Annotated in this window: 20 protein-coding genes, 1 tRNA gene and 1 pseudogene; 4 read left to right on the top strand and 18 right to left on the bottom strand. The window is 56.6% G+C overall.

Features of this window, described 5'->3' with window-relative positions; genetic code table 11:
* Nucleotides 1-153: 153 nt before the first annotated feature.
* On the bottom strand, nt 154-2,793 hold the full coding sequence (locus tag ACQRBT_RS16980; RefSeq protein ID WP_412046494.1) for an AAA family ATPase: 2,640 nt from the start codon (nt 2,791-2,793) through the stop codon (nt 154-156).
* A 380-nt stretch (nt 2,794-3,173) separates the two neighbouring features.
* Between ACQRBT_RS16980 and ACQRBT_RS16975 the strand changes: the two genes are divergently transcribed.
* Nucleotides 3,174-3,899 (top strand): hypothetical protein, encoded by a 726-nt coding sequence (locus tag ACQRBT_RS16975; protein ID WP_412046495.1) that lies wholly within the window; start codon nt 3,174-3,176, stop codon nt 3,897-3,899.
* On the opposite strand, the gene ACQRBT_RS16970 is transcribed toward ACQRBT_RS16975, so the two are convergent.
* Nucleotides 3,878-4,087, bottom strand: a complete 210-nt coding sequence (locus ACQRBT_RS16970; protein WP_412046496.1) for a hypothetical protein — start codon at nt 4,085-4,087, stop codon at nt 3,878-3,880. The genes ACQRBT_RS16975 and ACQRBT_RS16970 overlap by 22 nt on opposite strands.
* Before the next feature lie 83 nt (nt 4,088-4,170).
* Here ACQRBT_RS16970 and ACQRBT_RS16965 point away from each other — a divergent pair, with 83 nt between their 5' ends.
* Nucleotides 4,171-4,851 carry an SOS response-associated peptidase family protein gene (locus tag ACQRBT_RS16965; protein ID WP_412046497.1) on the top strand — a complete coding sequence of 227 codons (681 nt, stop codon included), beginning with the start codon at nt 4,171-4,173 and terminating at the stop codon, nt 4,849-4,851.
* Here the strand turns inward: ACQRBT_RS16965 and ACQRBT_RS16960 are convergent.
* The 11 genes and pseudogenes from ACQRBT_RS16960 to ACQRBT_RS16910 all read right to left on the bottom strand — a co-directional run.
* Nucleotides 4,848-5,332: pseudogene (locus ACQRBT_RS16960) on the bottom strand (DNA adenine methylase); the annotation flags it as partial. The gene ACQRBT_RS16965 and the pseudogene ACQRBT_RS16960 overlap by 4 nt on opposite strands.
* A gap of 346 nt (nt 5,333-5,678) precedes the next feature.
* Entirely contained in the window at nt 5,679-6,065 is a 387-nt protein-coding gene (locus tag ACQRBT_RS16955) for a single-stranded DNA-binding protein (protein WP_412046498.1), read from the bottom strand.
* 2 nt (nt 6,066-6,067) lie between these two features.
* A complete protein-coding gene (locus tag ACQRBT_RS16950) occupies nt 6,068-6,640 on the bottom strand; it encodes a DUF3158 family protein (protein ID WP_412046499.1) in 573 nt (190 codons plus the stop codon).
* Nucleotides 6,627-7,409 (bottom strand): PFL_4669 family integrating conjugative element protein, encoded by a 783-nt coding sequence (locus ACQRBT_RS16945; RefSeq protein WP_412046500.1) that lies wholly within the window; start codon nt 7,407-7,409, stop codon nt 6,627-6,629. Before ACQRBT_RS16945 ends, ACQRBT_RS16950 begins: the two co-directional genes overlap by 14 nt.
* Nucleotides 7,410-7,635: 226 nt before the next feature.
* A complete protein-coding gene (locus ACQRBT_RS16940) occupies nt 7,636-8,793 on the bottom strand; it encodes an STY4528 family pathogenicity island replication protein (protein WP_412046501.1) in 1,158 nt (385 codons plus the stop codon).
* Between the two features lie 146 nt (nt 8,794-8,939).
* On the bottom strand, nt 8,940-9,491 hold the full coding sequence (locus ACQRBT_RS16935) for an STY4526/YPO1902 family pathogenicity island replication protein (protein WP_412046502.1): 552 nt from the start codon (nt 9,489-9,491) through the stop codon (nt 8,940-8,942).
* Between the two features lie 22 nt (nt 9,492-9,513).
* The gene (locus ACQRBT_RS16930) at nt 9,514-11,241 is read right to left on the bottom strand and encodes a ParB family protein (RefSeq protein ID WP_412046503.1); all 1,728 of its coding nucleotides are present in this window, start codon (nt 11,239-11,241) and stop codon (nt 9,514-9,516) included.
* A 346-nt stretch (nt 11,242-11,587) separates the two neighbouring features.
* Complete coding sequence (dnaB, locus tag ACQRBT_RS16925) at nt 11,588-12,934, bottom strand: replicative DNA helicase (RefSeq protein ID WP_412046504.1); 1,347 nt, start codon at nt 12,932-12,934, stop codon at nt 11,588-11,590.
* On the bottom strand, nt 12,931-13,818 hold the full coding sequence (locus ACQRBT_RS16920) for a ParA family protein (protein ID WP_412046505.1): 888 nt from the start codon (nt 13,816-13,818) through the stop codon (nt 12,931-12,933). The genes dnaB and ACQRBT_RS16920 overlap by 4 nt, the downstream gene beginning before the upstream one ends.
* A gap of 121 nt (nt 13,819-13,939) precedes the next feature.
* A tRNA-Asn gene (locus tag ACQRBT_RS16915) sits at nt 13,940-14,015 on the bottom strand.
* An 85-nt stretch (nt 14,016-14,100) separates the two neighbouring features.
* Nucleotides 14,101-14,985: a LysR family transcriptional regulator gene (locus ACQRBT_RS16910; RefSeq protein ID WP_090369672.1), complete on the bottom strand. Its 885-nt coding sequence runs from the start codon at nt 14,983-14,985 to the stop codon at nt 14,101-14,103.
* Nucleotides 14,986-15,086: 101 nt separating this feature from the next.
* Here ACQRBT_RS16910 and lldD point away from each other — a divergent pair, with 101 nt between their 5' ends.
* Together lldD and ACQRBT_RS16900 are read left to right on the top strand one after the other, a co-directional pair.
* Nucleotides 15,087-16,217 carry an FMN-dependent L-lactate dehydrogenase LldD gene (gene lldD, locus ACQRBT_RS16905; RefSeq protein ID WP_412046506.1) on the top strand — a complete coding sequence of 377 codons (1,131 nt, stop codon included), beginning with the start codon at nt 15,087-15,089 and terminating at the stop codon, nt 16,215-16,217.
* Between the two features lie 303 nt (nt 16,218-16,520).
* Nucleotides 16,521-17,447, top strand: coding sequence for a GGDEF domain-containing protein (locus ACQRBT_RS16900; protein ID WP_412046507.1), 927 nt, complete (start codon nt 16,521-16,523; stop codon nt 17,445-17,447).
* A 22-nt stretch (nt 17,448-17,469) separates the two neighbouring features.
* Here ACQRBT_RS16900 and ACQRBT_RS16895 read toward each other — a convergent pair whose 3' ends face one another.
* The 5 genes from ACQRBT_RS16895 to ACQRBT_RS16875 all read right to left on the bottom strand — a co-directional run bounded on the left by ACQRBT_RS16895 (nt 17,470) and on the right by ACQRBT_RS16875 (nt 24,246).
* Nucleotides 17,470-18,243, bottom strand: a complete 774-nt coding sequence (locus ACQRBT_RS16895; RefSeq protein ID WP_412046526.1) for a TenA family transcriptional regulator — start codon at nt 18,241-18,243, stop codon at nt 17,470-17,472.
* 78 nt (nt 18,244-18,321) lie between these two features.
* On the bottom strand, nt 18,322-20,784 hold the full coding sequence (locus ACQRBT_RS16890) for an EAL domain-containing protein (RefSeq protein WP_060755927.1): 2,463 nt from the start codon (nt 20,782-20,784) through the stop codon (nt 18,322-18,324).
* A 71-nt stretch (nt 20,785-20,855) separates the two neighbouring features.
* Nucleotides 20,856-22,673, bottom strand: coding sequence for an ABC transporter ATP-binding protein (locus ACQRBT_RS16885; RefSeq protein ID WP_060755928.1), 1,818 nt, complete (start codon nt 22,671-22,673; stop codon nt 20,856-20,858).
* Nucleotides 22,666-23,268: a DsbA family protein gene (locus tag ACQRBT_RS16880; protein ID WP_412046527.1), complete on the bottom strand. Its 603-nt coding sequence runs from the start codon at nt 23,266-23,268 to the stop codon at nt 22,666-22,668. Before ACQRBT_RS16880 ends, ACQRBT_RS16885 begins: the two co-directional genes overlap by 8 nt.
* Before the next feature lie 36 nt (nt 23,269-23,304).
* Nucleotides 23,305-24,246, bottom strand: coding sequence for a rhodanese-related sulfurtransferase (locus tag ACQRBT_RS16875; protein WP_104994374.1), 942 nt, complete (start codon nt 24,244-24,246; stop codon nt 23,305-23,307).
* Nucleotide 24,247: the final 1 nt, after the last annotated feature.

The following is a 24,247-nucleotide window of genomic DNA, read 5'->3' as shown; positions in this document are numbered from 1 at the left end:
AATGGCTTGGGGCTTGGAGCTCCAGACCTTGCGAATGCTTTTTACCACGGACGCAGTTCGAAGTCCGCTTTTGGCCGATAGCAGTCGTTCGCGGACTAGTGCTTTTGGCCAAAAGCTGTCATTTCCCGACGGCCGCTCGAAGAGCGTTTCAATTCAGCTCCTCGCTTTGGATATATCTCTCAAGCGTTTTTCCAAAGCAGCTCTCCATGTCGCCAATCTCTCGACGTCCTGTTCTAGTTCATCAGGTTCTGGCGTCGGGAGCCTTCCGACGGTCGTTGCCGCGTCATGCTCGAACTTGGAGCACTTGCTCATGCCGATATCGATCTCTCGGTAATCTTCATCAGTCACAACAACAGACTTGAGACGCTGTGTCGATACACCCTCGCCGAACCGCTGGACCGCTCCGTTCAACAGAACTTCTTCGATACACCGCTCCCAAGCGAGGCGCAGTCGACCATAGCATGCAGCGGTCAGGCGACGATGCTCGTCTTCGTCCCCATCCTTCTGTGCTCTACGAACCTCAACCATCGCTTGGCGCAATCTGGCCAGGCGTTCCTTTGTACCCACCACATCGAATGGCAGGTCCTGCGAGTGCACTCCATAGCCTTGCGCGGTTCGACGAATGTAGTTCTTAGTCAGAGCAGCCCCAAACTCCTCAACTTTCTGCTCCAGAATGCAGAGGAAGTAGATGTCATGGGTGAAGACGATTACTTGTCGAGTCAGCGACTCAATCGCTAAACGCTCCGCTACCTCCCAACGACGACGGTGATCTAACGATGAAACCGGATCATCCAGCACAATTCCACCACGGCCCTTACCAAGCCTGATCTCCGCGAGGAAAGAGGCAATGGCAATAGCGCGCTGCTCTCCCTCGCTAAGAATGGCTGCCGGGGCGCGCCCTCCAGGTAGTTGCAAAATCAGCTTGAACTGGGTCTTGCCTCCCGGAGACTCAGGCTTCATCACGACTTGAAGCTGATGCACCTTAAGACGCTTGAGCTCTTCGTTCAGAGCGTCCGCAAGTTCTTGGCTGGCCGTAGTACGAGAAAGGTCGGTGGATTTTCTGGAAATAGCGCGTGCGTCTAAACCCTCAATGCATGCCTGAAGTTTGCTACATACCTCATGCTTAGCGATTGCCTCCAGCACAGCGTCCTTAACCTCGCCCAACCTTACTCGTGCATCAAGCTCTCGCTTCTCCGTCGCCATTTCAGCCCGGACTTTCTCATCGGCCGTTGCCTCTAGCGTAGCGGCTTGGCCCTGTAGACCTAAAATAATGTGCTTTAAGCCCGGTTGCGGATCGGCCCGCAACTTCAGGACATCCTCCCATTGGATCTCAGCCGCAGCGGCTTGCAGTATGCCTTTCTGACGGGAGTGCAGACACTCCTGCATTGATGAACATGACGCTGCGAGCTCTGGATCAATTTCCGTAAGCTCCTCAACCAAGGCATCGCGGAACATTACATCCAAGGCTGCGTTCTGAATTGCCCTGTATGCAGTGGCGGCAGTTTCACGGGCGTCTTTCGCAGTCTTTTCGGCAGCATGCTTAATGAAGGCATCAAACTTAACTAGTCGCAAGGCGCCATCTTCCCCAAGTCGGTTCTGGCAAAGGGGACATGTGGCATCTTCTGAAATCGCCGGGAACTCATGATCTGGATGACTAACCCCGGCGAAAATTCGAGCCGCCTCAAAAAGGGCCTTCCACTCATCGCCACCTGTTCCAACAAGCTGACCCGGCGTCTGCTTGAATTCCGTAGCAGCCAGCTCCGCGGCGGCTTTGGCTGCTTTCGACTTCTTAATGAGTTCTCCGAGCTGATTGAGCTTTTCATCGTTGATCAACGTCATTGCAGCTGCGATTCGATCCTTCAACCCTGAGAAGCGCGTCGCCTTCTGGCGCAGCGCTTGGGCTTTTTGCTTCGGATCAGCTTCAGCTAGGGTTTGTGTCAGTAAGAGCAGCCGATCCTGCTCTGCCTGGCTGAGCGTCGCTAAAGCCTCGATATGCTTAGAATTGGTTTTGGTGGGGATACCCAGCAGCGTAGTGGCCACTGCGGTCTGCTCTTTCGCGAGTACGGCGTAAGCAGCGTCACTAGGAGCATTCGCTGTCTTTTCTTGCGTGGCACGCAATTTGAGCTTGTTACAAGCGCCTACTAACCCCTCCAAGATATCCAGTCCGTATGGAGCGTAAGCGAAATCGCCATGGTTATCGATGTAAGCACGTGCGCAATGGGTATCGAAGATGGATATGTCCGATAGTGGTTCAGGCGCCGCTATTCCATACTGCCACGCAAGGTCAGTGGCCGTGCCGTCGATTAAGGCCTCGAACACCGCTTGGGCAACGCCGGCATTCTTGGGATCCAGGTTTGCGTTGGGCAGTATGGGCTCACGCCGATCTCTCGCACGGCACGCATGCTTGAATACTCTGGAGTATCCCGACTTCCCAGCGCCATTCTCCCCGTAAATAACCGTCAGACCTGCCACTGCAATCGGAACACTGCCACCGTTCGCTAGAGCGTTAACATTCTGGAGATCCTTAATCGCTGCTAGCTGAACAACTCGGGTTGAATCGGCCGGCGGAGCTACCTGAGCATCCTCTAGCACCATCGCCTTCCGGTCATCTGGATCAGCGATCCCCACTTCGGCCTTGGCCAACGCGTAAAGATCATCTAGGTCAACCACACTAAGCGTACGATCTTGATAGAGCCGAGCAATCGCATCTTGCTGCCAAGCAGGCAGCCCCTTAGACCATGCGTGAATTTCCTGAATGATCGTCACTCTGCCTCCTTGCGTAGTACTAAGCATATCGTTCGATACCCCCCCAGAATGGCAATTCGCCATCGGCATGTCTAGATGGTAGTCAGAAAGGAGACAACTTGCCTGGCACCGAGTCAGTAGCAACCGCCCCTCAAAGGCAACTACTGGCCGACTGCTGCCCTTCACGGGGACATCTTCAGGTCGTAACTGGCCGTTCATAAGTATCTGCTTTTAGCATAAGACAGCCTTTGACGACGCACGCCAGGTACATCCCCTACTACAACCCTTAACAGATCTATGTCCCAAGTAGCACGTCAATGTCCCGATTCCCAACAGGTCCATATCCCTACAGCTCGTCGCCTCAAATCGCTTCGATGATCAGCCTCGATTACTGTACGTGCGTACAGTTTAAATAAGCAGTCCCTCACATGCCTCCTGCACAACTCAAAAAGGAATGGCTCGCCAAATGGCGGCGAATCCTCAACGACAACTCGTTTCGGATGGATACCCCCGAGGCCCATAGAACAATGTGCCGATGGGAAGCTCGCGACATGCTGGAGGCAGGGGTAATTGATCAGATGGAAAAGCTGGAGATGGACGAACTGGTTGACGCGGCTTACTGGCACACCGTCGAGGAGCTGGTTACGGCGGATGCCGGATACATGTTTGGCGGACACTACGACGTCGTGCATCGAGCCAGCTCGGAGTGCCTTGGGCAGATAATTGCCAACACTTTCTATTCGGTCACTGGCCCAGGTGCGGGTGGGTTTGATGGAAAGGTATTTGGCGACAAGCATGAGCTGCGCCTGATGCTTCGCCAGAACAATGATGTTTGGTCGATAAACGGGTTAGTGCTGACTGCACCATCCGGTGAGTTGTACGATTTGGTGCAGACCGCACAAGTTATCTGGGGGAAGATTTATCCAGCCATTTGCGACGCGGATGTCTATCGGGCGCTGGTCGATTGCGCTCAGGTCGCGTTGGAAGAGCATGATTTCGAGAGTTATCGGAAAGCCAGGCCCTTGCTGATATCCGCCAGTTTCACCAAGTGCACAGTTTGCCTCGACCGCTTCGGGCTACGGGAAGATTGTACGAACTGCTCCGGCCAGGGCTTCGTCCCCAAAACCGGAAGTCAGCCAACATCGTCTCCATAAGCAGCGATTGCTTCCTCCACCAGCTCCTGCCATTCGCCGCAGCCGATCACCTTCCGCTCAAGCATATCGTCAGCAAGCGCCAGGCGAGTTTCATATCGGTACTCCGGCGACCCGGCTTCAAACTCAGCATCACCGAGAAGCGCATACCGCGCCTCTATCTCGTTAACCTGTTGGATATCGGTTGTCATGACGAATCTCCCGTCCCGGTGTCTACTGGATAGAGACCGGCCGAGGCTCGGCGGTTCACCAGGCTCGACCAGCGGAGACGGTTATGTGCGGCAGGCTCTCGCAATACAGCGGCATTCATGACTTCGTAGCAGCACTGAGCATGCCCAATGCACTGGCTAACTCAGTGGGTGATTTACCGCTTGAGCGCTACAACGTAGCCCCTACAAGCCAGGTCGCCCTGCTCCACCGGCAAGGCGATCTGCTGCACGCCGATTTGGTGCCTTGGGGGTGGCGTCCACACTGGGCCAAAGACCGGGCCGCACCGATCAACGCCCGCGTCGAGAAGGTTGCGCACGGCCCTTTCTTCCGGGCAATCTGGCCGCACCGGTCAATCACGCCAATAGATAACTGGTTTGAGTGGGTGGATGAAGGCGGACTGAAGAAACAGCCTTACCTGATCCGACGGCGGGACGGTACCCCGGTGCTATGTGCCGCTATCGGTCAACTGCCCGATGCCGATGAAGGCCCAGGCGAGCACGACGGTTTTGTGATCATCACCGCCGACAGTGCCGGCGGCATGGTGGACATCCACGACCGGCGCCCCGTGGTGCTGACGCCGGAGCTGGCTCGTGAATGGTTGGACCCAGCAACGCCAAAGGAACGTGCAGAACAGATGGTTTTGCTCCAGGGCGAACCGGCAGAGGCCTTTGAGTGGTTTAAAGTCGACGTCGCGGTTGGCAACGTGAAGAACAAAGGCCCCGGTTTAATCCAGCCGGTGCGTTAGAAAAGGCCGCCGAAGGCTTTGGCTGCCAATTCATGATCACCAGTTCGCCGCTCACCTCGGCTTTGCCCTGCCGTTGATTCGTCGTGCTATAGCGGATATCCACCGTTTCGAAGTGAACCCCCTCAAACACCCGCCGGATATCGGGATGGTCGTTGATGCTGACCATCACTTTGCCTTTGCAGCGCCGCATGAAATCAGCCATGCGCTCGTAGTTTTCGAAAGGAAAATCTACACCATAGCCAGCGGTCTGCCAGTAAGGCGGATCCATGTAATGGAAGGTATGCGGCCGGTCGTAACGTTCTGCATACTCCAGCCACCCAAGGTTTTCGACGTAAGTGCCGGACAGGCGCTGCCAGGCGGGAGAAAGGTTCTCCTCGATCCATAGCAGGGTAATGGCCGGCCCGGTAGTGACGGTCCCGAATGTCTGGCCGCTGACCTTCCCCGAAAAAGCATGGTGCTGCAGATAGAAAAACCGCGCCGAAGTAGCATTCGTACGGTGGGAAGAGCGGGATAAGGCGGTCGGCAAGGCGGTGTTTGCCGACCATCGGTGGGGTAATCCACCGAGTATCTTTTTAGGGGGCGGTGGTGTGGGGACAATCTGAACTTGGCTGTCGAGCACGCATAGAAATGTCCCCATAAATGGCGCCGGAGTGCAGGCCCTGATTAACCATTACCTAATTGCTCGATAACCGCTTTTGGTCAGTTGCCGTTCTTCGTGAAGGGCTGCTGATGGGCAAGCTCGAACATCAAATATTGCCTGCGACTTGGGGAGGCTCACTGGCTGGTTGCGGTCAAGTTCATGTGAGAAAAAGCAAGCCTTGCTCACACTATCCTATAGGAAGAGCGTCGGTTGTTGTCACTCCTGCACTCTGTAGACGGTGTGGCAGGATCCCAACCCGACTGGCCTGCACCTTCATTGCTCTACACTCTCCACCGCTCTCGTCCTCCCACTTATCCATCACCAGCCGACCAATCACCACCACCCGCATGCTTTTGCTATAGAGATCCGAGTAGCGTTCAGCATCTTTATGCCAGAGTTCTACACTGGCCCAAAAACCACCACGATCCTCATACTCACCATCACCTTTCGGAACTGGGTTATCAAAGTAGACATTCAGCCGCAGCAATCGCCGAGGCTCTTTGTTCCCATTCGGAAACTCCTTGAATTCTGGCTTGGTTCCGATGTTGCCCTCCCCCCAAAACTTGGTGGACATGGTCATACCTCCGCTGCGTTTTTTTCCGGATGCTGAGAGATTCGCTGTTGATAAATCTGTTCGGCAGTATCAATTTTGGATGCGCAGAGGAATGCCTGGCGGCTGATGCTGTGAACCAGACTGATCTGCATATTGACCACTACGCGCTGCCGCTCCATGGCGAGTAGATCCAAAACCAGACTATCCGGTGTCCTGCCATCCAGGAGAAGGCCACCCCATAAGTCGACACCCATCTTGCTGCGATCCATCCGACTCCACCGCAGAAACACTGTCCCAGCGCCGGTCGACTGTCGCGTCATACGAATTGGAAGCAACGTGAATGGATAACGCTCTGCTTGAGCCAGTACCTGCTCAGTCGCCAACAGAATCAGACTGTTCATTAACTGACTACATTCGTCGCCAAATTGCATGAGCTCTCCCTTACCCTTAAAAGGCTTTAAAAACCCTTTAAGGAAGGCAGCGTGTTCCAGCTCGGAGAAGGCAATCTGTTGAAGTGCTTGGAAGGATGTATGTTTTAAGCCTTGGGTGGGTTTTTCTGGAGTTGGGTGCATGGTTAGGTATTCAGAATGAGCCATATCGCTCCCCTCCCGACGCTTCGGGCAGGACGATTTCAACGCCTGGTGCAGGCCTCAGAAAATCTTCGTCAGAGCGCTCGTCGTGCTGCCCATCAAGAAGCCGACGCTGAACGATTAGCGGCGCATACTCCGAGCGTCGTACTCCTTCCAAAACGTCCTGAGGCAGCTCTCCGAATTTCTCCCGAGCCTCACGAGCTACAGCGTTGTTGGTGATGAAATCATCACGGGTGACACCGGAGACTTTATAGCGCTGAGCCAACCCAAACAGGCTACGCAGCACCTTCCCCCCAGCGTTGATCCAGATCTCCATATCTCGCCGCCCCATCAATGCAGTGTGATGAGCCAACAACAAGCGGCGAACGATATCGTCGTACGCAATAAGTAGGTAGACGGCTAGAAACCCAAAGGGAGAATTGATAAATACGGGCAGCGTGACCGGGTGCACATTCACATTTTCACCCACACTTAAAGCCTCCGGCAGCCTACTCATTGACTGGTCTAATAGGGCTTTTATGGCTTCCAGCTCTGATTTGGAAGACTCAAGTTTCTCCTGGATTTGAATCATCCATAAATCGGCGTAGGGGTCATCCCGCTCAGCCATGCGTGTGATCTTATTCATCAATGCTACAAAGCCGCTTAGGCCAATGATGCCGTTCTTACCCTCCCCCGCTGGCCTGCCGTGCCAAACGCGAGCAGCGTGGTGAGTGTGAAGCGTAAGACTTTTGTCGCTGCGTAGAGGACCAAGGTTTAGCTGGAAAACTTCAGACATGGATTGCTCCTGCAAGTGGATGCCACAGCATCAGTGTTGCCAGGAACATCGGGATCGTCAGTCAGGAAACAGAATTGGAAGGGTGCGGCTTTAAACTCTCACTAACTCAATGAGCAACCAAGAACGTGATGCCACTGGAATCGCAGTAGCCGTCTGCCAGTATGATTCCAGTGGAATCGTTTTACCGATGTGCCAAAGTGATTCCAGTGGAATCACTTTCAACGGCCTAAGATTTTGTATTTGACTTAAGCAGATCTAAAATCGCTTTGACCCCTTCACGTCCAGTTACGAGGCTTTCAGTACTTGGCTTGCCACGCTGAATGACTGACCCCGGGATAGGTGCCGAACGAGAGACTGTGGTTCTCAGAGCGCCGCGAGAATCATCCGAGAGAGATACTTTTCCGTGGTCGCCAGGCTGATTGAATTCACCCCGCTGTGCTTTTTGGATCATGCCAAACAGGTATCCAGCTGGGTTTCGTACCTCGGCACTGGCACAACGAGCAGACCATTGATCCAGCACCTGCTGCTGCAGTTCAGGATTCATGCCGCCCAGCGCCACCATCGCGTTCCGTCGCTGCTCTGCCGCAAGCTGCAGGAATTGCGCCGGCAATCTCAGCGTCTCGCGCGCCCGCGGTACTGTGTTTTTACAAACATTTGTATCTGTACTAGTACTAGATGAGTTCGGATTCCGAACTGGGCTCACAACGACCGGTTTCCAACTGAGTTCGGAATCCGTACTCAGGTCACCACGACTCCGAACTGGGGCTTTTTTACCGAGTTCGGAATCGTTTTCACTGAGTTCGGATTCACTTGATGCCCGACGAACAACTGAGGATTTTGCCCAACCTTGCTCAGTTATACGCTGCTGCATCCGCTCCAAGTGTGAGGGCAAAGCGTTCTCACGAAGGTAGGAATCAGTGGAAAGCTCTTGGATGACATGAGCTGCTACATCACGAATGGATTTGTTCGCATGCTCCAAGCCTTCATTCACTAACTCCAGATAGCCGCGGTCTAATAAGGCTGCTTCAGCAATGCTCACCGGCTCATCGTGCAACAGGTAGATGTTGCCCTTCATTTGCCCCGTGACCTCATCGCGCACGCAACCGCCCAAGCTAAGCCAGCGTGTCATACGCAAAGCCGTGAGCGCTTTGGAGACGGTTTCACGCGAGGCTACCTTGAAGGGAGAGGACGTTAGATACGGCCGCAGTTGCTCATACGTTGGAAAGGACGTCAGGCCATCATCATTGAGTAGCAGTCGGAAGACCTGCCAGGCATTGCGCTCCAGGGGCGTTAGGCGGTTATCCAACAGCAGACGTCTAGGCACAGCCTCATGCGGATTGCCGGTAAAGATAATGCCGGCTTTTTCCGGTTCAGAAATGGGCAAGAGAGGCCGTGCCAGTGACCTCTCGCCATTCGACACGGCCCGCTTTCCAGATCGGGCCTCACTGAGTGATGCGCTAGCAGAGCTGAGCAGCGCATTTAGCGCGTCGAGGTTACTCGGGGTGTAACGGTGATTGCCCCCTTCACTCATCACACGAGGCCCTGAGTGATCCAGCTATGAATGGTGCTCCAGATCATGGCCAGATTTAGACTCCTCTCCCGCTCAGCCATCACCATCGCGACATCAAGAATCGACCGAGGATCCTTTAAGTTGGTGTTGAGTTCTTTGATAAGGCTGACCCAATGCTTCCATAGAACAGCCTCATCCTCAGCCCCAACATGAGGCCAACGCCCTCTGCGCAGCGGTACACCAAGAATTGAGCGCCGGACCGCAACTTCCTTGGGAGGCAAGCCGAATAGCTCCAGAATCATCGGGGAGCTGGCCCCCAGCGTTAGCGCGCGGTTGATCACCTCATCTTCTTCAGTATTTTTGGCGTGAGCAATTACCCGCCTTACCGCCACGCCATCGACAACAACCTTGAACCAAGGTACCGGTGAATTCACCAAAGCCCCCATGCACAGCGGATCTACAAGGGTCTTCAGGTCGTGTTCTTCAAAGCCCATGGCCAGGCAGCTACGCAGTTGGCCATTTTTGATGTTGTTTAGAATCTGAAAGGCAACAGCCAGATTTAAGGGATGCACAGAAACCTCCACCACTCCGTGGTTATTGGATGACATCGCAAGATGTTTGGTTGGACTCCAACTCGATAAGCCGGCGCCCGAGCCGAATGACTCTGAATAACTTCACCAGCGCGACATCACCCAAGCGGTCAGACACAGATGCCGGTTGGCTTTTTAGAAGGGCATTACCAAGCAGGATGTGTCCCAGCTCAGCAAGAAAGCGATAGCTATTCATCTCCGGGCGCTCAGCGGCGTCGCTGTCGTCCCGGAGCATATTCAGAGCGGGAGCAAAACGGCCGCTCAAGCCATCCAGAAGATTGAGCAGCGTGTAGGCCTCAGGGCTGAGTCCTTTGGGCGTACCAGCGAACAGATCGCTGTCCCAATCCTCCGCACGCGAACAGACATAGCCGATCCCCCAATCGCTTTCAGCAATATGATCGAGCGGCAACCCCACTTCGCGAGCGATGTCCTGTACCAATCCGAACACGGCCTGCCGCAGCCCCTCAGGCGAATCGACGGCCCGTTCGATGTACCAAAGATCGGCAACCGGGTGTACACCGCCAGCCTGGATAGGAATGGACTCAAGGCACGATTGCTCAAACGTGGGGATCGCTTCCCCAGTGGCTTGAGCTAGCTGCACTTTGATCGCTTGAGTACGTGCTGTAGCACCTGAGATCGGAGAGATTGTATTGGAGGCAATACGCTCCCTCTGCTGGTCCTGCAACAAATTGAGCTTTGGCTGCTCAGGCTGCGCCAACGTTTCGGTAAGATAGGCTTGCGCTGCCGAAGACCCCGATACTGATTGAGTGTGAGTACCTTCAGGCACAACAACTACAGGCGCCTGACTCAGATCAGACACCGGACTGATTGATGGGCCACGTGCCACCGAGGAAGGACGATCAGGATCCAGTACATCGAGCCTCAGGTTGTTGTAGTCCTGCCCCAACAACTGACCCATCTTATGCAGCAATTCGTCTTGGAAGCGCTCGTAGATGAATTCGCCACCGTCAAACGCGGATAGCACCTCTTGGAAAAGATGTTCGTGATTCAGCTCTTGAATTGATGATCCAGAATGCTTTAACCAAGCTCTCTCACTTGCCCGACGTAGAATAGTCAGCTTTTCAATCTGCGGCTTACCCAGTCCTGCATAGAGCGTGTTGGGAATGGCGGGCAGCAAATAGCGCACTGCATCCTGCATTTTGCTGATGTGCGGCTGGGAAATAGGATAGCCATCCTGCTTTAGCAACCTAGCCAGCTCTCGTTGAGAAAGAGGTGCGTCGGCTTCCAGTTGATAGAACTCTCTTGCTCGCTCAACTCCTAGCGCTCGCTCAATGAAAGTCAGTTCGCCGTGTAGATCGCTCTCAGCCAAATGGCCGGTCAAAGCGAGAATCTCACCACGGTTGGGCCAAGGCCTGAACAAGCAATGAACACGAAAAAAACGCTCCTCACCCGTTTCACGCCATAGCTCATTGAGAATGGCCAATCTCGTGTTGCCGCCGTTACGAATGATGAAGTGCTCTTCACCCGGACGACGCGTGACCGGCGGCGGCGCATCCAAACCACGATTCAGTATCGATGCTCGTAGATCATCGTATCGTGGGTTGCGGTTAAGCCTGGGGTTGTGGTCATAGGGCCTAAGCTGCTCCAAAGTCAGGATCATCGGCGTATCGACAATTGGATCAGACAATCGAGCGGGTGCAGGACCAGCTGCAAACGTGCCCATCAACAACTTGCCTTTGACCTGTTCTTTAGACAGGGATTTGGTAGCCATCAATGCACCTCCCCGATAGCTGCCTCGTAACACTGATCAGGCATCTGAACCCTTAACACTTCGACGCCCTTCCAGCCTTCGATACGACAGGCCAACGCATAGAGAAATTCGCCGCTGCCCATTTGCTCACGGTTAAGCCGAAAAACGACTGTGCAAGTGTCGTCGACGTTATCGTCAGTGCATGCCTGCGTCGCAGAATCCTCCACGCTGAAACTGCCGCACTCAGGGCACAGATCAAGTTCGATCTCACTCTCGGTTGGGCAAACATCGAGGAATTTCTGAGTTGCAGTGTGCAAAGGGAACTCAGCGCCGCATTCACAGCATCGCCCTCGCTGACTGAACACACTCATCGCAAATCTCCCGCTTCGTAGCCTTTGGGCAGATTTGCAAAACGAGTTTGATCAGGAACGAAAGCAACACGGACGGTGCCTGTGGGACCATTACGGTACTTGCCGAAGATGATTTCTGCTACGCCAGAATCCGCGGATTCCGGGCGATACACCTCATCCCGATAGATGAACATGATGACGTCGGCGTCCTGCTCAATAGCGCCTGATTCGCGAAGGTCACTATTGGACGGACGTTTGTCGGCACGCTGTTCAACCGAACGATTAAGCTGCGACAGCGCAATCACCGGACAATTGAACTCCTTGGCCAGCGCCTTCAAGGACGCTGTGATCCCTGCAATTTCAAGGTTTCGGTTTTCTTTTCCATCTAACCGCATGAGCTGAAGGTAGTCGACCATGATCAGGCGAGGCATTCCTGCTCGGCGCGCAGCACGTCGTACCTTTGACCTGAGCGCTGACGGTGTCAGGCTGGCAGTGTCATCAATGATGAGCCGCTCACCGTATCCGTTGATGCGACCTACAGCCGTAATGACCTTGGGCCAATCCTCATCACGCAACTGACCGCGCATCAAATTCGCAAGATTGAGTTCGCCCAGGATGGCAATCAAACGAAACGTAAGCGCGTGAGCTGACATCTCTTGGCTGTAGATCTGGACTGTATTGTTGGGCTTCTGTTGAAGTACGGCATCCACGACACTAAGTGCCAGACTGGTTTTCCCCATGGAAGGACGCGCCGCAATGACGATCAAGTCAGCATCTTGAAAGCCACCAGTGACCTGATCCATTGCATCCAAACCACTCGGAACTCCGGTAATACTGTCGCCTTCATTGAAGTGGTAGTCGATTCGTTCAACCACCTCCATCAATGTCTGTTTCATGTTTACGAAATCGCTCCGACTTCTATCCTGTCCCAGCAAGAAGAGTTTCTGTTCGACAAGGTCTTGAACCTCGGCACTCTTGGCTTGGCTTGAAGAGGCCTCCCGACTGCATTCATAACCAAGCATCACCAAACGACGAAGGTGGGAGCGCTCACGGACAATCGCGGCGTAGGTCGAAATGTTGGCAACGGAGGGCGTGTTCTTTGCCAGCTCCGCCAGATAGCTTAAGCCTCCGACCTCATCAGGCTCGTCCAGAGACTCAAGGACAGTGACAACGTCGATAGGTGAACTGCGTGAAGCAAGCTGCTCAATTGCCTGGTAAATCAGGCGGTGATCACGCCTGAAAAAATCGTCCGCCGAGATGATGTCCGCGATGAGATCCCATGTGGAATTGTCGAGCATCAGGCCACCGATCACGCCTTGTTCAGCCTCAACCGAATGAGGTGGAGCTAAATCAAGAAAACTCATACCGCAGCTCTCCCCAAGGCCACCCTATTCGATAACAACGATATGTTATGACTCAGGCGCTCTTCATTCAGCGCCTCAAATTTCGAGCGCCATTCGGGAAAGAGCTCTATTGAGAGGTCTTTGATGACTTTGAAGGCGGTAGGCGAACGACGGTGAGTAGGAAGGCGATACTCCAGACGGTGCGCAGGGATGCCTTCTGTCGCAGCTCGGCGAAAGCTCACTGCGGCCGGGATGGTAGTCTGAATCATCTGCACTTTCGGATGATTAGAAAAGGTTTCGGTTAGCGTGTGATAAATCAGATTTGCATCATTGGTTGCATCAAGCTTGTTGATCACGACATTCAACATTGGCGTCACTGCACCCAATGCTGCCAACGGCTCAAGATCTCGATAGAGCTGGAGCATTCCACGCTGAAACTCTCGCGCAGTCAGCATATCCGGGGTGATAGGCGAAATAGCCATTTGTGCCCCAAGCAAAGCCATCTCCAGCACGATGGAGCGGGCTCCTTGGGTGTCGATCAGAACCAAATCAAAATCCTGCTCGAAAGCCGGTAACAGATTTTTGAGACGAAGGCGCCCGTCAGCAGCATGGAGCAACAAATTTCCCAGCTGATTGAACGGATCGTTGGAATGGATCAATGAGAGATTAGGAATGCAGGTCTTCGAAATGACCTGATCGGCCCGAGTCTCGTTATTCGCGATCAGTTGATAGGTCCCACCCGGCGCCTCATGCGATAGCGTATAGAACGACGACAGCGAAGGCTGATTATCCAGATCAATGAGCAGGGTGCGGATCCCTGCATCGGCGCAGAACGCGCCCAGATTGACGCCAACCGTGGTTTTACCCGGTCCGCCTTTGGTTGAAACGACCGCAGCGACTTTCATGACATTTACCCCTGAATCGTAGGATTAGAGATGCATTCATGCCGCTCACGCCGTGCGCTTTGATCACCCGGAAGAAATCCAAGGCAAAAAAAAGCCTGCATCGCTGCAGGCTTTTCCTATCTGGCTCCACGACCTGGACTCGAACCAGGGACCCAATGATTAACAGTCATTTGCTCTACCAACTGAGCTATCGCGGAATGCGCCGTATGTTACTGATTAAAAAGAAGAAGTCAAGCATCGAGACGCATTTTGACGAATTCATCCTGATAACCGGTAGCCGCCCTACTCCGAATGGGCCATTTCCTTGGCCAAATCCAGCCAGGCACGCGCCGCCGGCGGCAGGTGGGCGCTGGCGCGCCAGGCCAGGGCGATGTGCCAGTCGGTGTGGGGTTCGTCCAAGGGGATCAGGGCGATACCGGTGGGTTGATGCATGTGCGCCAGCATGCGCGGCAGGAACGCGACGCCCAGGCCCGCCGAGACCAGGTCGACGATAAAGTCGATCTGCCCGCTGCGGGCCGTGACCTTGGGAGTCACGCCTTTGCGCTCGCAGGCGGCGAGGATCTTGGCGTTCAGGGCGAAGCCGGCTTCGAACAGAATGAACGGTGAGTCCGCAAGGTCGGTGAAGTCGATGCGCTTGCGCCGGGCCAGCGGGTGGTTCATGGGTAACACGGCCATCAGGGGTTCATTGCGCACGGGTTGGAAGTCGAACCCTTCATCCGTGGGCAGCAGCAACGCCGCGAGGTCAATCTCCCCGGCTTCCAGGCACCCGCGCAGTTTCTTGCTGCCGTACTCGGTGAGTTCGATTTCGATGTCAGGGTAGCGCCTGCGGTAGGTGGCGAACATGGCCGCGAACAGCACGCCGCAACCCACCGGGGGCAGGCCGATGCGCAGTTGGCCACGCTTGAGGCCGCGCAAGTCATTGATCTCGGCCACCAGGTCATTGCTCTCGGCGAGCAGCACCTGGGCGCGACGGTAGACAATTTCACCGGCGGCGGTGAGTTCGTTACGGTGGCCCAGGCGATTAAAAAGCGGCGCGCCCAGTTCATCCTCCAGCGTCCTGACGGCCTTGCTCACGGAGGACTGAGTCAGCGACACCACCTCGGCAGCCTGGGAGAAGCCGCCCTGGCGCACCACTTCGACAAAGGCACGCAATGCTCGTAGGTTCATCGGTATTCCTTTTGCGACTGGCTACCATTGATAAAAGTTGTTTTTATCATGCCAGATTATTGCCTATCCTGAATCACCTTGCCCTGTGGAGCCCCTCTTCAATGATCATCTCGTCCGCCTCCGACTATCGCGCAGCCGCCAAGCGCAAGCTGCCGCGCTTCCTGTTCGACTACATCGACGGCGGTGCCTACGCCGAACACACGATGCGCGCCAACAGTTCGGACCTGGCCGAGATCAGCCTGCGCCAGCGTGTCCTGCGCAATGTGGATAGCCTGAGCCTCAAGACCACCCTGTTCGGCCAGTCCCTGGACATGCCGGTGATCCTCAGCCCGGTGGGCCTCACCGGCATGTATGCGCGGCGCGGCGAAGTGCAGGCGGCCAAGGCAGCCGCCAATAAAGGCATCCCCTTCTGCCTGTCGACGGTGTCGGTGTGTTCGATTGAAGAAGTGGCGTCTCAAAGCGCGCAATCAATCTGGTTCCAGCTGTATGTCCTCAAGGACCGTGGCTTCATGCGCAACGCGCTGGAACGGGCCCAGGCGGCCGGGGTGACGACACTGGTGTTCACCGTGGATATGCCCACGCCAGGCGCACGCTACCGCGATGCACACTCGGGCATGTCCGGGCCATTCGCGGCGTCGCGGCGCATGCTGCAAGCCGTCACCAAGCCGCAATGGGCGTTCGATGTAGGGTTGCTGGGCCGTCCACACGACCTGGGCAATATCTCCAGGTACCTGGGCAAACCCACCCACCTGGAAGACTACATCGGCTGGCTGGCCAACAACTTCGATCCTTCCATCAGCTGGAAAGACCTGGAATGGATCCGTGAGTTCTGGAAAGGCCAGATGATCATCAAAGGCATCCTCGATCCGCAGGATGCCAAGGACGCCGTGAGCTTCGGGGCCGATGGCATCGTGGTCTCCAACCATGGCGGGCGCCAGCTGGACGGCGTGCTGTCCACCGCCAAGGCTCTGCCACCGATTGCCGACAAGGTCGGCGATGACCTCACCGTGCTGGTGGACTCCGGCATCCGTTCGGGGCTGGACGTGGTGCGTATGCTCGCCTTGGGTGCCAAAGCGTGTCTGCTGGGCCGCGCCACCGCCTACGCACTGGCTGCCGACGGCCAGCACGGGGTGGAAAACCTGCTCGATATCTTCGCCAAGGAGATGCGCGTGGCCATGACCCTGACCGGGGTCACCTCGATTGAGCAGATCGACCGCACGACCTTGGTCTAAGCCCGCCGTCAGCCAAATAACTGACGCAAGCAGGCGACAACCCCACTGAGTTATAAAAGCAATTAATTGATTTGTAAGACGTTTTATACAGCCAAAAGGATTTGGCACGAATCTCGCTCTAATCCCTGCCAAGCAGGTTAAGCGATGACAAGACGTGCGGCAGTGCCCCGGGGTTATAACCCGGACTAAAGCGGTTTAAACTGTTCCTATTGTTTTACGCAACTGACGGAACAGTAAGACGCTTGGCTTCTGCCATTCTCATCCAGCCTGTAAGACAGTTCAGTGCTTAGAGGCCGTCCAACTATGAAAACACCCACCCAGACCAACGCAATTGACTTCGACAGTGCCAAATTGCAACGTCTGGGGTTTGGTCAGCCCTCCCTGCGGCCGCAGCGCCCCATTACCCTTAACCAACTGCGCCAGCAACTGAACCAGCAATTGCAGGTCAGCCTGGAGCCGGAGCGTATCCTCGGCCTGTTCTTTCGCGAAATCCAGCGCCTGGTCCCCGTGGATGCCCTGCAGTACCGTCACGCAACCAGCGACCTGCGCCTGGAGTTCGGCCATCGCGGCCATCATTCAGTCAGCTACAGCCTGAGCCACGAAGGCGAGCACTTGGGTGAACTGATCTTCCGCCGCAACCAGCGTTTCATGGAAGACGAACTGAACCAGCTCGAATCCCTGCTGGCGACCCTGCTCTATCCGATGCGCAACGCCCTGCTCTACCGCGCAGCCACGCGCAGCGCCCTGCGTGACCCGTTGACTGAAACCGGTAACCGAATCGCCATGGACCAGACTCTGCAAAGGGAGATCGACATGGCCAAGCGGCACCTGAGCCCGTTGTCCTTGCTGATGCTGGACATCGACCACTTCAAGCGAATCAACGACACTCACGGCCATGCGGCTGGCGATAGCGTGCTGCGCGAAATCGCCACCACGATCAAAAACCAGTTGCGCAACGTGGACATGGTGTTTCGGTTTGGCGGGGAAGAGTTTCTGATCCTGCTGTCGAATACCGGCCGAGAGGCCGCCGCCATGGTCGGCGAGCGTTTGCGCCAGGCAGCACAGACACAGGATTACTGGGTGGAGGGGACGCGGATCGAATTGACGGTGAGCCTCGGCTGCTCAACCTTGTTGGCTGCCGAGTCGGCTGAAAGCCTGCTGCGCCGGGCCGATAACGCTTTGTACGTGGCCAAGCGCGAAGGCCGCAACCGCTTGGCGATGGCGGGGTAAGCCCCCCGCCATCACGCTTGCATCACGCCTCGCTGGCGACGCGTGCCGGGCGCTCGCGAACGGCAGCGAGCATCTTGTCGTTGTCTTTTTCCAACCGCATGCAGCTTTCCAGAAACAGGTACATGTAGTCGTAGCTCTTGCAGACGGCCTGGCGCAGCTCGACCTGCAAGGCCTTGCTCGGGTTCATCTCGGCCAGGGTGCAGATGATTTCCAGGGCTTCCCAGGGATGGGCGTCGTCGTACTGGGCGTGCATCTTCAGCCACTTCATCGCGCGCTTGCGGTCTTCCTCAGGGAAGGCGGCGGCATACACACCGGTCGAACACACCACGGCGGACCACTCCCCAGTCGCCCCCTCGATGGCATAGTTGGTTGCGGCAATTGCAACGATCAGCGCATCGGACGAACTGGTATGCCAGCACCAGTGGCTCAGGGCATGCAATTCCGGCGGTACATTCTGCGCCTGCAACTCCTCCAGGCTCACGCCATGGGCACGCGCCCAATTCACCCAATAGTCAGCGTGGTTCAGTTCCACGCGAATATTGCGCATCAGCCAACGTCGCGCCATATCCTCCCCAGGATGGCGGGCAAACTTGGTCTTGGTGAGGTTCTGTGCCATGTACAAGGCAAACTGTTCCACCACCGGCCAGCCACCAATCAGGTAGTGGCGCATGGTCTTGGCGCTGAGCGTGTTGTCGCGCATGCGCTGGTACAGTTCGTGCTCGACAACTCGGCGCTTGCTCTCGCTACAGTCCTGGATCAATTGTTGCGCCCAGGCGGGGTAACTCGAGGCTTCCATAAGCGGGCCGGTTCTGTTGAATGTGTCGATCACTGTAGGGCTCCTTTTTTAGTGTGATAGTACAGACCAGCAAATGTTTCAGCGGAATGTGCCGGGCGCCTTGAATAACAGAGGCTGCGGACGCACAGGTCGACACTGCAAGCTATCAAAGGTAAACAATTGCGGGCGTTCAATAAGGTAGCCCTGAGCGTAATCCACACCGATCTCAAGTAACGCCTGTTCGATGTGCGTGGTTTCAACAAACTCGGCAATTGTGCGCTTACCCATGACGTGGCCGATGTGATTGATCACTTCGACCATGGCGCGGTTAATCGGGTCGTCCAGCATATCCTTTACGAAACTTCCATCGATCTTCAGGAAGTCTACAGGTAAATGTTTGAGATAAGCGAATGAGGACATTCCGGCGCAAAAGTCATCGAGGGAAAAATGGCAACCTAAGGCTTTGAGTTCATTAATAAAACGGATTGCACTGCCGAGATTGGCAATAGCACTCGTCTCTGTTATTTCAAAACATATCATTTCAGGCGGGATGTTATAAGCCGCGAATTTCTCATGTAAAAAACCCAGGAAATCGTCATCACCAATGGTAATGCCTGACAGATTGATCGCACACATGGCCATGGGCCGGCCCGGACGCTCATGCATGCACTTGGCGATGATCTTGAACACGTTCTCGACCACCCAGCGGTCCAGCGATGTCATCAGGCCGTAACGTTCGGCGGCCGGGATAAAACTGTCGGGCAAGATGATACGCCCCCCTTCATCGTGCAGTCGCAAAAGGATTTCGATATGCCCACTGCCGGCGTCGGTATGGCCCAGCGGCGAGATTTCCTGGGAGTACAGGCAAAAACGGTCTTCCTCCAACGCCATGTGCAGGCGCTGCACCCAGGCCATCTCACCGAAACGCAAAGACAATTCCGAGTCATCGGCATGATAGACCTGCACTCGGTTGCGGCCCTTTTCCTTGGCCATGTAGCACGCCATATCTGCCGCCCGCAACGACGTTTCGAGGGTGGTCGGGGTTTGTGAGATGTGCACCAGGCCGATACTGACGGTGGTCATGAACGGCCGTCCCTTCCACACAAAATGCAGGCTCTGCACGGTATGGCGCAGGCTTTCGGCGATTCTTTCCGCCACCGGTGCCGGACAGTTCTCCAGCAGGATGCCGAACTCGTCGCCGCCCAACCGAGCCAGCGTGTCGCCTTCGCGCAGGTCCGACTGCAGCAACGCACAAATATGACGCAGCAGCTCGTCACCGGCCGCATGACCACAGGTGTCGTTGACCAGCTTGAACTGGTCCAGGTCGAGGAACATCAACGCATGCCGCCCACCCTGCTGGCGCCCCACTTGTTGCAGCACCTGCTCCAGGCGGTACTCGAACTCGCGACGGTTGGCCAGGCCGGTCAAGGCATCATGGGTCGCTTGCCACGACAGGTTGGCGATGTACTGGCGCTCTTGGGTCATGTCGTGCAGCACCAGCACCGCACCGCTGACTTTGCCGGCGCTGCGGATCGGCGCCCCCACCAGCGTCACCGACACCGTACTGCCGTCCAGGCGCTGGATCAGCTTGGAATGTTCGCTGCCGCCACCGAGCCGGCCCTTGATGATGCGCTCGATCAGGGTAAAGCCGTCGGGCTCGGCGCTTTCGTCCAGCAGGTTGAACAACGCCGCCAGGGGCAGGCCTTGGGCCTGGGCGTTTTTCCAGTGGGTCAACGCCTCCGCCGCTGGGTTCATGTAGGTGATGGCGCCATCGACGTCGGTGGTGATCACCCCGTCGCCGATCGACTCCAGGGTGATCTGCGCCCGCTCCTTCTCGACTTGCAGGGCATTGGCGAAGGCATGGCGCTGGGCCAGAAGCTTGTGGGTACGCAGCAGCGCCAGAACAATCAGCCCCAACGCTGTGGCCAGGTTGGTGATCAGCAACAGCCGCAAAATCATCCGCGAGCCTTCGCCCAAGGCATCGCTGAATGCCTTGGCCGCCGGGGTCACGCCGTCATTGATCGCAATGATGTGCGCCTTCCAGTCGCGCACGTTGTCGCCACTGACTTGATTGGCGCTGATCGCCCGGTGCATCGACTGGGCCAGTTCATCCAGCTGCACCAGGTAGCCATCGCCCACGGTCCACAGTGCGATGGCTTTTTCCAGGTAGCTGAAATGGCGAAAGTTGAGGTACAGCCAGATCAGGCTGGAAACGTCATCCGGGTGGTTGCCCCCCTTGAGAATACCCAGGCGCGCCGCAGTGAGGTCGGGGACGGGACGGTCGAGGGCAATGCGCAACTCGTGCCCACCCTGTGGCACGGCGATGGCGTGCTGATACTTGAGGTAAGTGGCTTCGTCGCGATTATCGGCGTAGAGGGTCAGGTAATAGATGGCATCTTTCTGCCCCTTGGACCAAAGACTTTCGCCAGCCACATAGCCACGCACCGCTGAAAGCACGTAGAGACTGACGCAACCCAACAATGCCTGGAACAGCACAACGGCAATAAAAGGCCAGACAATGCCCAACAACCGTGGTGTTCCGAGAGTTCGTTTTTGCTTCATGAAGTCCCTTGCACATGCACAGCTGAATACGCACGCGAAAATCCGCTCCCGACAGCACAGCCTAAGCTAACTCAACGCACTTGTTGCAGGTGACCATACAGCTTGGCGTACAACCCGCCATCGGCAATCAATTGCTGATGGTCGCCATCTTCGGCGATATGCCCACCATCGAACACCAGTACCCGATCGGCCTGTTTCACCGCCGACAGGCGATGGGCGATAATCAGTGTAGTACGCCCGCTGAGAAACCGCGCCAGCGCCTGATGCAGGTTGTACTCGGTGGCGGCATCCAAAGCAGAGGTCGCCTCATCCAGAATCACCACCTTCGGCTCGGCCAGCACCATCCGCGCTATCGCCAGGCGCTGGCGCTGGCCACCGGAAAAGCGCACGCCGGAGCGCCCCACTACGCTGTCCAAGCCCAAGGGCAACGCTCTGACGGTAGCATCCAGCTGGGCGATCTCCAATGCCTGCCAGCAGGCCTGGTCGGAACGGGTACGGCCCATGGTCAGGTTGGCGCGCACGGTATCGTTGAACAACGCCGGATGCTGCAGCACCACCGCAACGTTTTCACGAATGGTTGCCAGGCCGATCTCCTGCTGGGTGGCACCGCCAAAACGGATACTGCCCGCCTGCGGGGTATACAAGCCCAGCAGCAGTTGTACCAAAGTACTCTTGCCGCCACCACTGGCACCGACGATGGCGACCTTCTCTCCGGGCGCAATACTCAGGTTAAGCTGGTCGAGGACTAAATCTTCGCCGTAGCCGAAATTGAGGCCCCGCACATCAATACCGACCGTTTCATGCCCGGTAAACGGATCTTCGCCACCGGCATATTGCGGCTCATCGGCGCGCGCCAGCAGCTCGTTGATCCGCGTCAGCGCCCCACCCGCCGCGTAGTAGGCGTATTGCAGGTTCAACAGCTGCTCCACCGGGCCGATCATGAACCACAGGTAACTGAACACGGCGAGCATCTGGCCAATGGACAGGTCGGAAAACAACACGGTGAGCATCGCCGCGGCCCGGAAGATGTCGATACCAAACTGGAACAACAACCCGCTGGCGCGGCTGGAGGCGTCGCTTTTCCATTGGGAATTGATCGCATAATCGCGCACTTCCAGGGCACGCTGGCCGAGGCGCCCGAGGAAAAAGCCCTGGCGGTTGCCGGCGCGCACTTCCTGGATGGCGTCCAGGGTTTCGGTCAGCGCTTGGGTAAAGCGTGAGGTGCTGTCGTTTTCCAGCTTCTTCAGGTGTTTGACGCGTTTGCCCAACTGCACCGTGGCGTAGATCACCAGCGGGTTGAACAGCAGGATCAACAACGCCAGTTGCCAATGCATCCACACCAGAATGGCCGAGGTGCCCACCAGAGTGAGCATGGCCACCAGGAAGCGGCTGAGGGTTTCACCGACAAATTTGTCCAGAGTATCGAGGTCGGTGACCAGATGCGTGGTGACCGTGCCGCTGCCCAGGCTTTCATATTCGCCGAGGGAAATGCGCTTGAGCCGTTCGATCAGGCGCACGCGGATGCGGTACACGATGTCTTTGGCCAGCCGCGCGAACAGCCGCGCCTGCACGACGTTGAATACCAGCGCACCGCAGCGCAGCAGCAGGGTCACCAGCAGCATCAGGCCGATATAACCGGCGGCTTTCTGCCAGCCCAGCGGTAAGACGTGGTTCATCACCTTGAGCGCGGCGTCGCCGTGGCCCAGCAGTACTTCATCGACCAGCAGCGGCAACAGCAACGGAATGGGCACACTGCACAGGGTCGCCAGCACGGCGACGCCATTGGCGAGCCACAAGGATTTCTTGTGACGCAGGGCCAGGCGACGGATTTCCGCCCAGGTCAGGCGATCAGTGCGTTTGCTCGGCTCGAGGTCAGGCTGGTCATGCACAGGTTGCTCGCTCCAGCCATCGAGCCAGCAACGGCGACAGCTCGGACAGCGGCTGGTAACCATTGGTCAGCAGGGCCAACTGGCCATTGCGCTCGGCCAGCAGCGTCGGGAAACCGGCGATGCCCAGGTCCTGCACCCAGGTGAAATCGGCGGCCGTCGCCGCGTGTTGCTCGGTGCGGTCAAACTCACCGGCAAACTCGATACGCGGGATGCCCGCCTTCTCCGCCAACTCCACCAGCACACTGGCGAGGGTCACATCGCGGCCCTCGACATAAAACGCACGCTGGATCAGCCCCAGCAGCTTCCACGCGCAATCCGGCGCCAGGCTGCGGGCAGTGACGATGGCACGGCACGCAGGCTCGGTGTCATAGACGAAACCGTCGGGCAATGCGCCTTCAAGCTTGAATGGCTGGCCGGTGGCCTCGGTGACCGCCTGCCAGTGCTCCAGGATGTAGCGCCGGGTCGTAGGCTCCAGCGCCGCGCCGCTGCCGGTGCGCAAGCCACCCACCACCAGGTGCAGCTCCACGCCGGCAGCCTGGGCCTGCTCCACCAACGCCTCGGCCACCGGGGCAAAGCCCCAGCACCAGGAACACATCGGGTCCATTACATAGAGCAGGCGCGCGGACATGGCTCAGGCCTCGGAAGGGGTTTGCTTGTAGTTGAAGCCAATCGGGTGCGGCATATTGCGGGCCTTGGCCAGTTCAATCTGCTTTTGCCGGTCGATCGCACTGCGACGGGTCTTCTCCGGCAGCTTATCCCAGCAATGCGGGCAACTGATGCCGGCCACATAGTGCTCGGACGCACGGTCTTCGACGCTTACCGGCGTGCGGCAGGCATGACATTGATCGTAGTCGCCTTCGCTCAAGTCGTGGCGGACCGTCACGCGATTGTCGAATACAAAGCAGTCGCCCTGCCATTTGGTTTCTTCCTGGGGCACTTCTTCAAGGTACTTCAGGATGCCGCCCTTGAGGTGGTAGACCTCATCGAAGCCTTCGCTGAGCATATAGCTCGACGCTTTCTCACACCGAATGCCGCCGGTGCAGAACATCGCGACCTTCTTGTGCTTCGCTGGGTCGAAGTTGGCTTTGATGTAGTCGGGAAATTCGCGAAAACTGGTGGTTTTCGGGTCGATCGCGCCTTCGAAGGTGCCAATGGAGACTTCGTAGTCGTTACGGGTGTCGATCAACAGCACTTGCGGGTCGCTGATCAACGCGTTCCAGTCCTTGGGGTCCACATAGGTGCCGACTTTCTTGTTCGGATCGACGCCTTCGACGCCCAGGGTCACGATCTCTTTCTTGAGCTTGACCTTGGTACGGTAGAACGGCTGCTCGTCGCAGTACGATTCCTTGTGGTCGATGTCGACCATGCGCGGATCGTTCTTCAGCCAGGCGATCAGGCCATCGATGCCTTCGCGGCTCCCGGAAACAGTGCCGTTGATGCCTTCTTCGGCGATCAGCAAGGTGCCTTTGATGCCGTTGTCGACCATTGCCTGCAGCAGGGGTTCGCGCAGGGCGACGTAATCTTCGAGGGTGACGAACTTGTACAGTGCCGCCACGACAATCGGTTGAGTCATG

The sequence above is a fragment of the Pseudomonas sp. R19M genome, assembly GCF_050312585.1.
Lineage (GTDB): Bacteria > Pseudomonadota > Gammaproteobacteria > Pseudomonadales > Pseudomonadaceae > Aquipseudomonas > Aquipseudomonas palleroniana.
This window is presented reverse-complemented; position numbering and strand designations above follow the sequence as displayed.

Excerpts from the sequence above, each read along its gene's own strand:
- ACQRBT_RS16980 (WP_412046494.1), bottom strand. The coding sequence starts at position 2,793 with ATGCTTAGTACTACGCAAGGAGGCAGAGTGACGATCATTCAGGAAATT.
- ACQRBT_RS16975 (WP_412046495.1), top strand. The coding sequence starts at position 3,174 with ATGCCTCCTGCACAACTCAAAAAGGAATGGCTCGCCAAATGGCGGCGA.
- ACQRBT_RS16970 (WP_412046496.1), bottom strand. The coding sequence starts at position 4,087 with ATGACAACCGATATCCAACAGGTTAACGAGATAGAGGCGCGGTATGCG.
- ACQRBT_RS16965 (WP_412046497.1), top strand. The coding sequence starts at position 4,171 with ATGTGCGGCAGGCTCTCGCAATACAGCGGCATTCATGACTTCGTAGCA.
- ACQRBT_RS16955 (WP_412046498.1), bottom strand. The coding sequence starts at position 6,065 with ATGTCCACCAAGTTTTGGGGGGAGGGCAACATCGGAACCAAGCCAGAA.
- ACQRBT_RS16950 (WP_412046499.1), bottom strand. The coding sequence starts at position 6,640 with ATGGCTCATTCTGAATACCTAACCATGCACCCAACTCCAGAAAAACCC.
- ACQRBT_RS16945 (WP_412046500.1), bottom strand. The coding sequence starts at position 7,409 with ATGTCTGAAGTTTTCCAGCTAAACCTTGGTCCTCTACGCAGCGACAAA.
- ACQRBT_RS16930 (WP_412046503.1), bottom strand. The coding sequence starts at position 11,241 with ATGGCTACCAAATCCCTGTCTAAAGAACAGGTCAAAGGCAAGTTGTTG.
- dnaB (WP_412046504.1), bottom strand. The coding sequence starts at position 12,934 with ATGAGTTTTCTTGATTTAGCTCCACCTCATTCGGTTGAGGCTGAACAA.
- ACQRBT_RS16920 (WP_412046505.1), bottom strand. The coding sequence starts at position 13,818 with ATGAAAGTCGCTGCGGTCGTTTCAACCAAAGGCGGACCGGGTAAAACC.
- ACQRBT_RS16910 (WP_090369672.1), bottom strand. The coding sequence starts at position 14,985 with ATGAACCTACGAGCATTGCGTGCCTTTGTCGAAGTGGTGCGCCAGGGC.
- lldD (WP_412046506.1), top strand. The coding sequence starts at position 15,087 with ATGATCATCTCGTCCGCCTCCGACTATCGCGCAGCCGCCAAGCGCAAG.
- ACQRBT_RS16900 (WP_412046507.1), top strand. The coding sequence starts at position 16,521 with ATGAAAACACCCACCCAGACCAACGCAATTGACTTCGACAGTGCCAAA.
- ACQRBT_RS16895 (WP_412046526.1), bottom strand. The coding sequence starts at position 18,243 with ATGGAAGCCTCGAGTTACCCCGCCTGGGCGCAACAATTGATCCAGGAC.
- ACQRBT_RS16890 (WP_060755927.1), bottom strand. The coding sequence starts at position 20,784 with ATGAAGCAAAAACGAACTCTCGGAACACCACGGTTGTTGGGCATTGTC.
- ACQRBT_RS16880 (WP_412046527.1), bottom strand. The coding sequence starts at position 23,268 with ATGTGTTCCTGGTGCTGGGGCTTTGCCCCGGTGGCCGAGGCGTTGGTG.
- ACQRBT_RS16875 (WP_104994374.1), bottom strand. The coding sequence starts at position 24,246 with ATGACTCAACCGATTGTCGTGGCGGCACTGTACAAGTTCGTCACCCTC.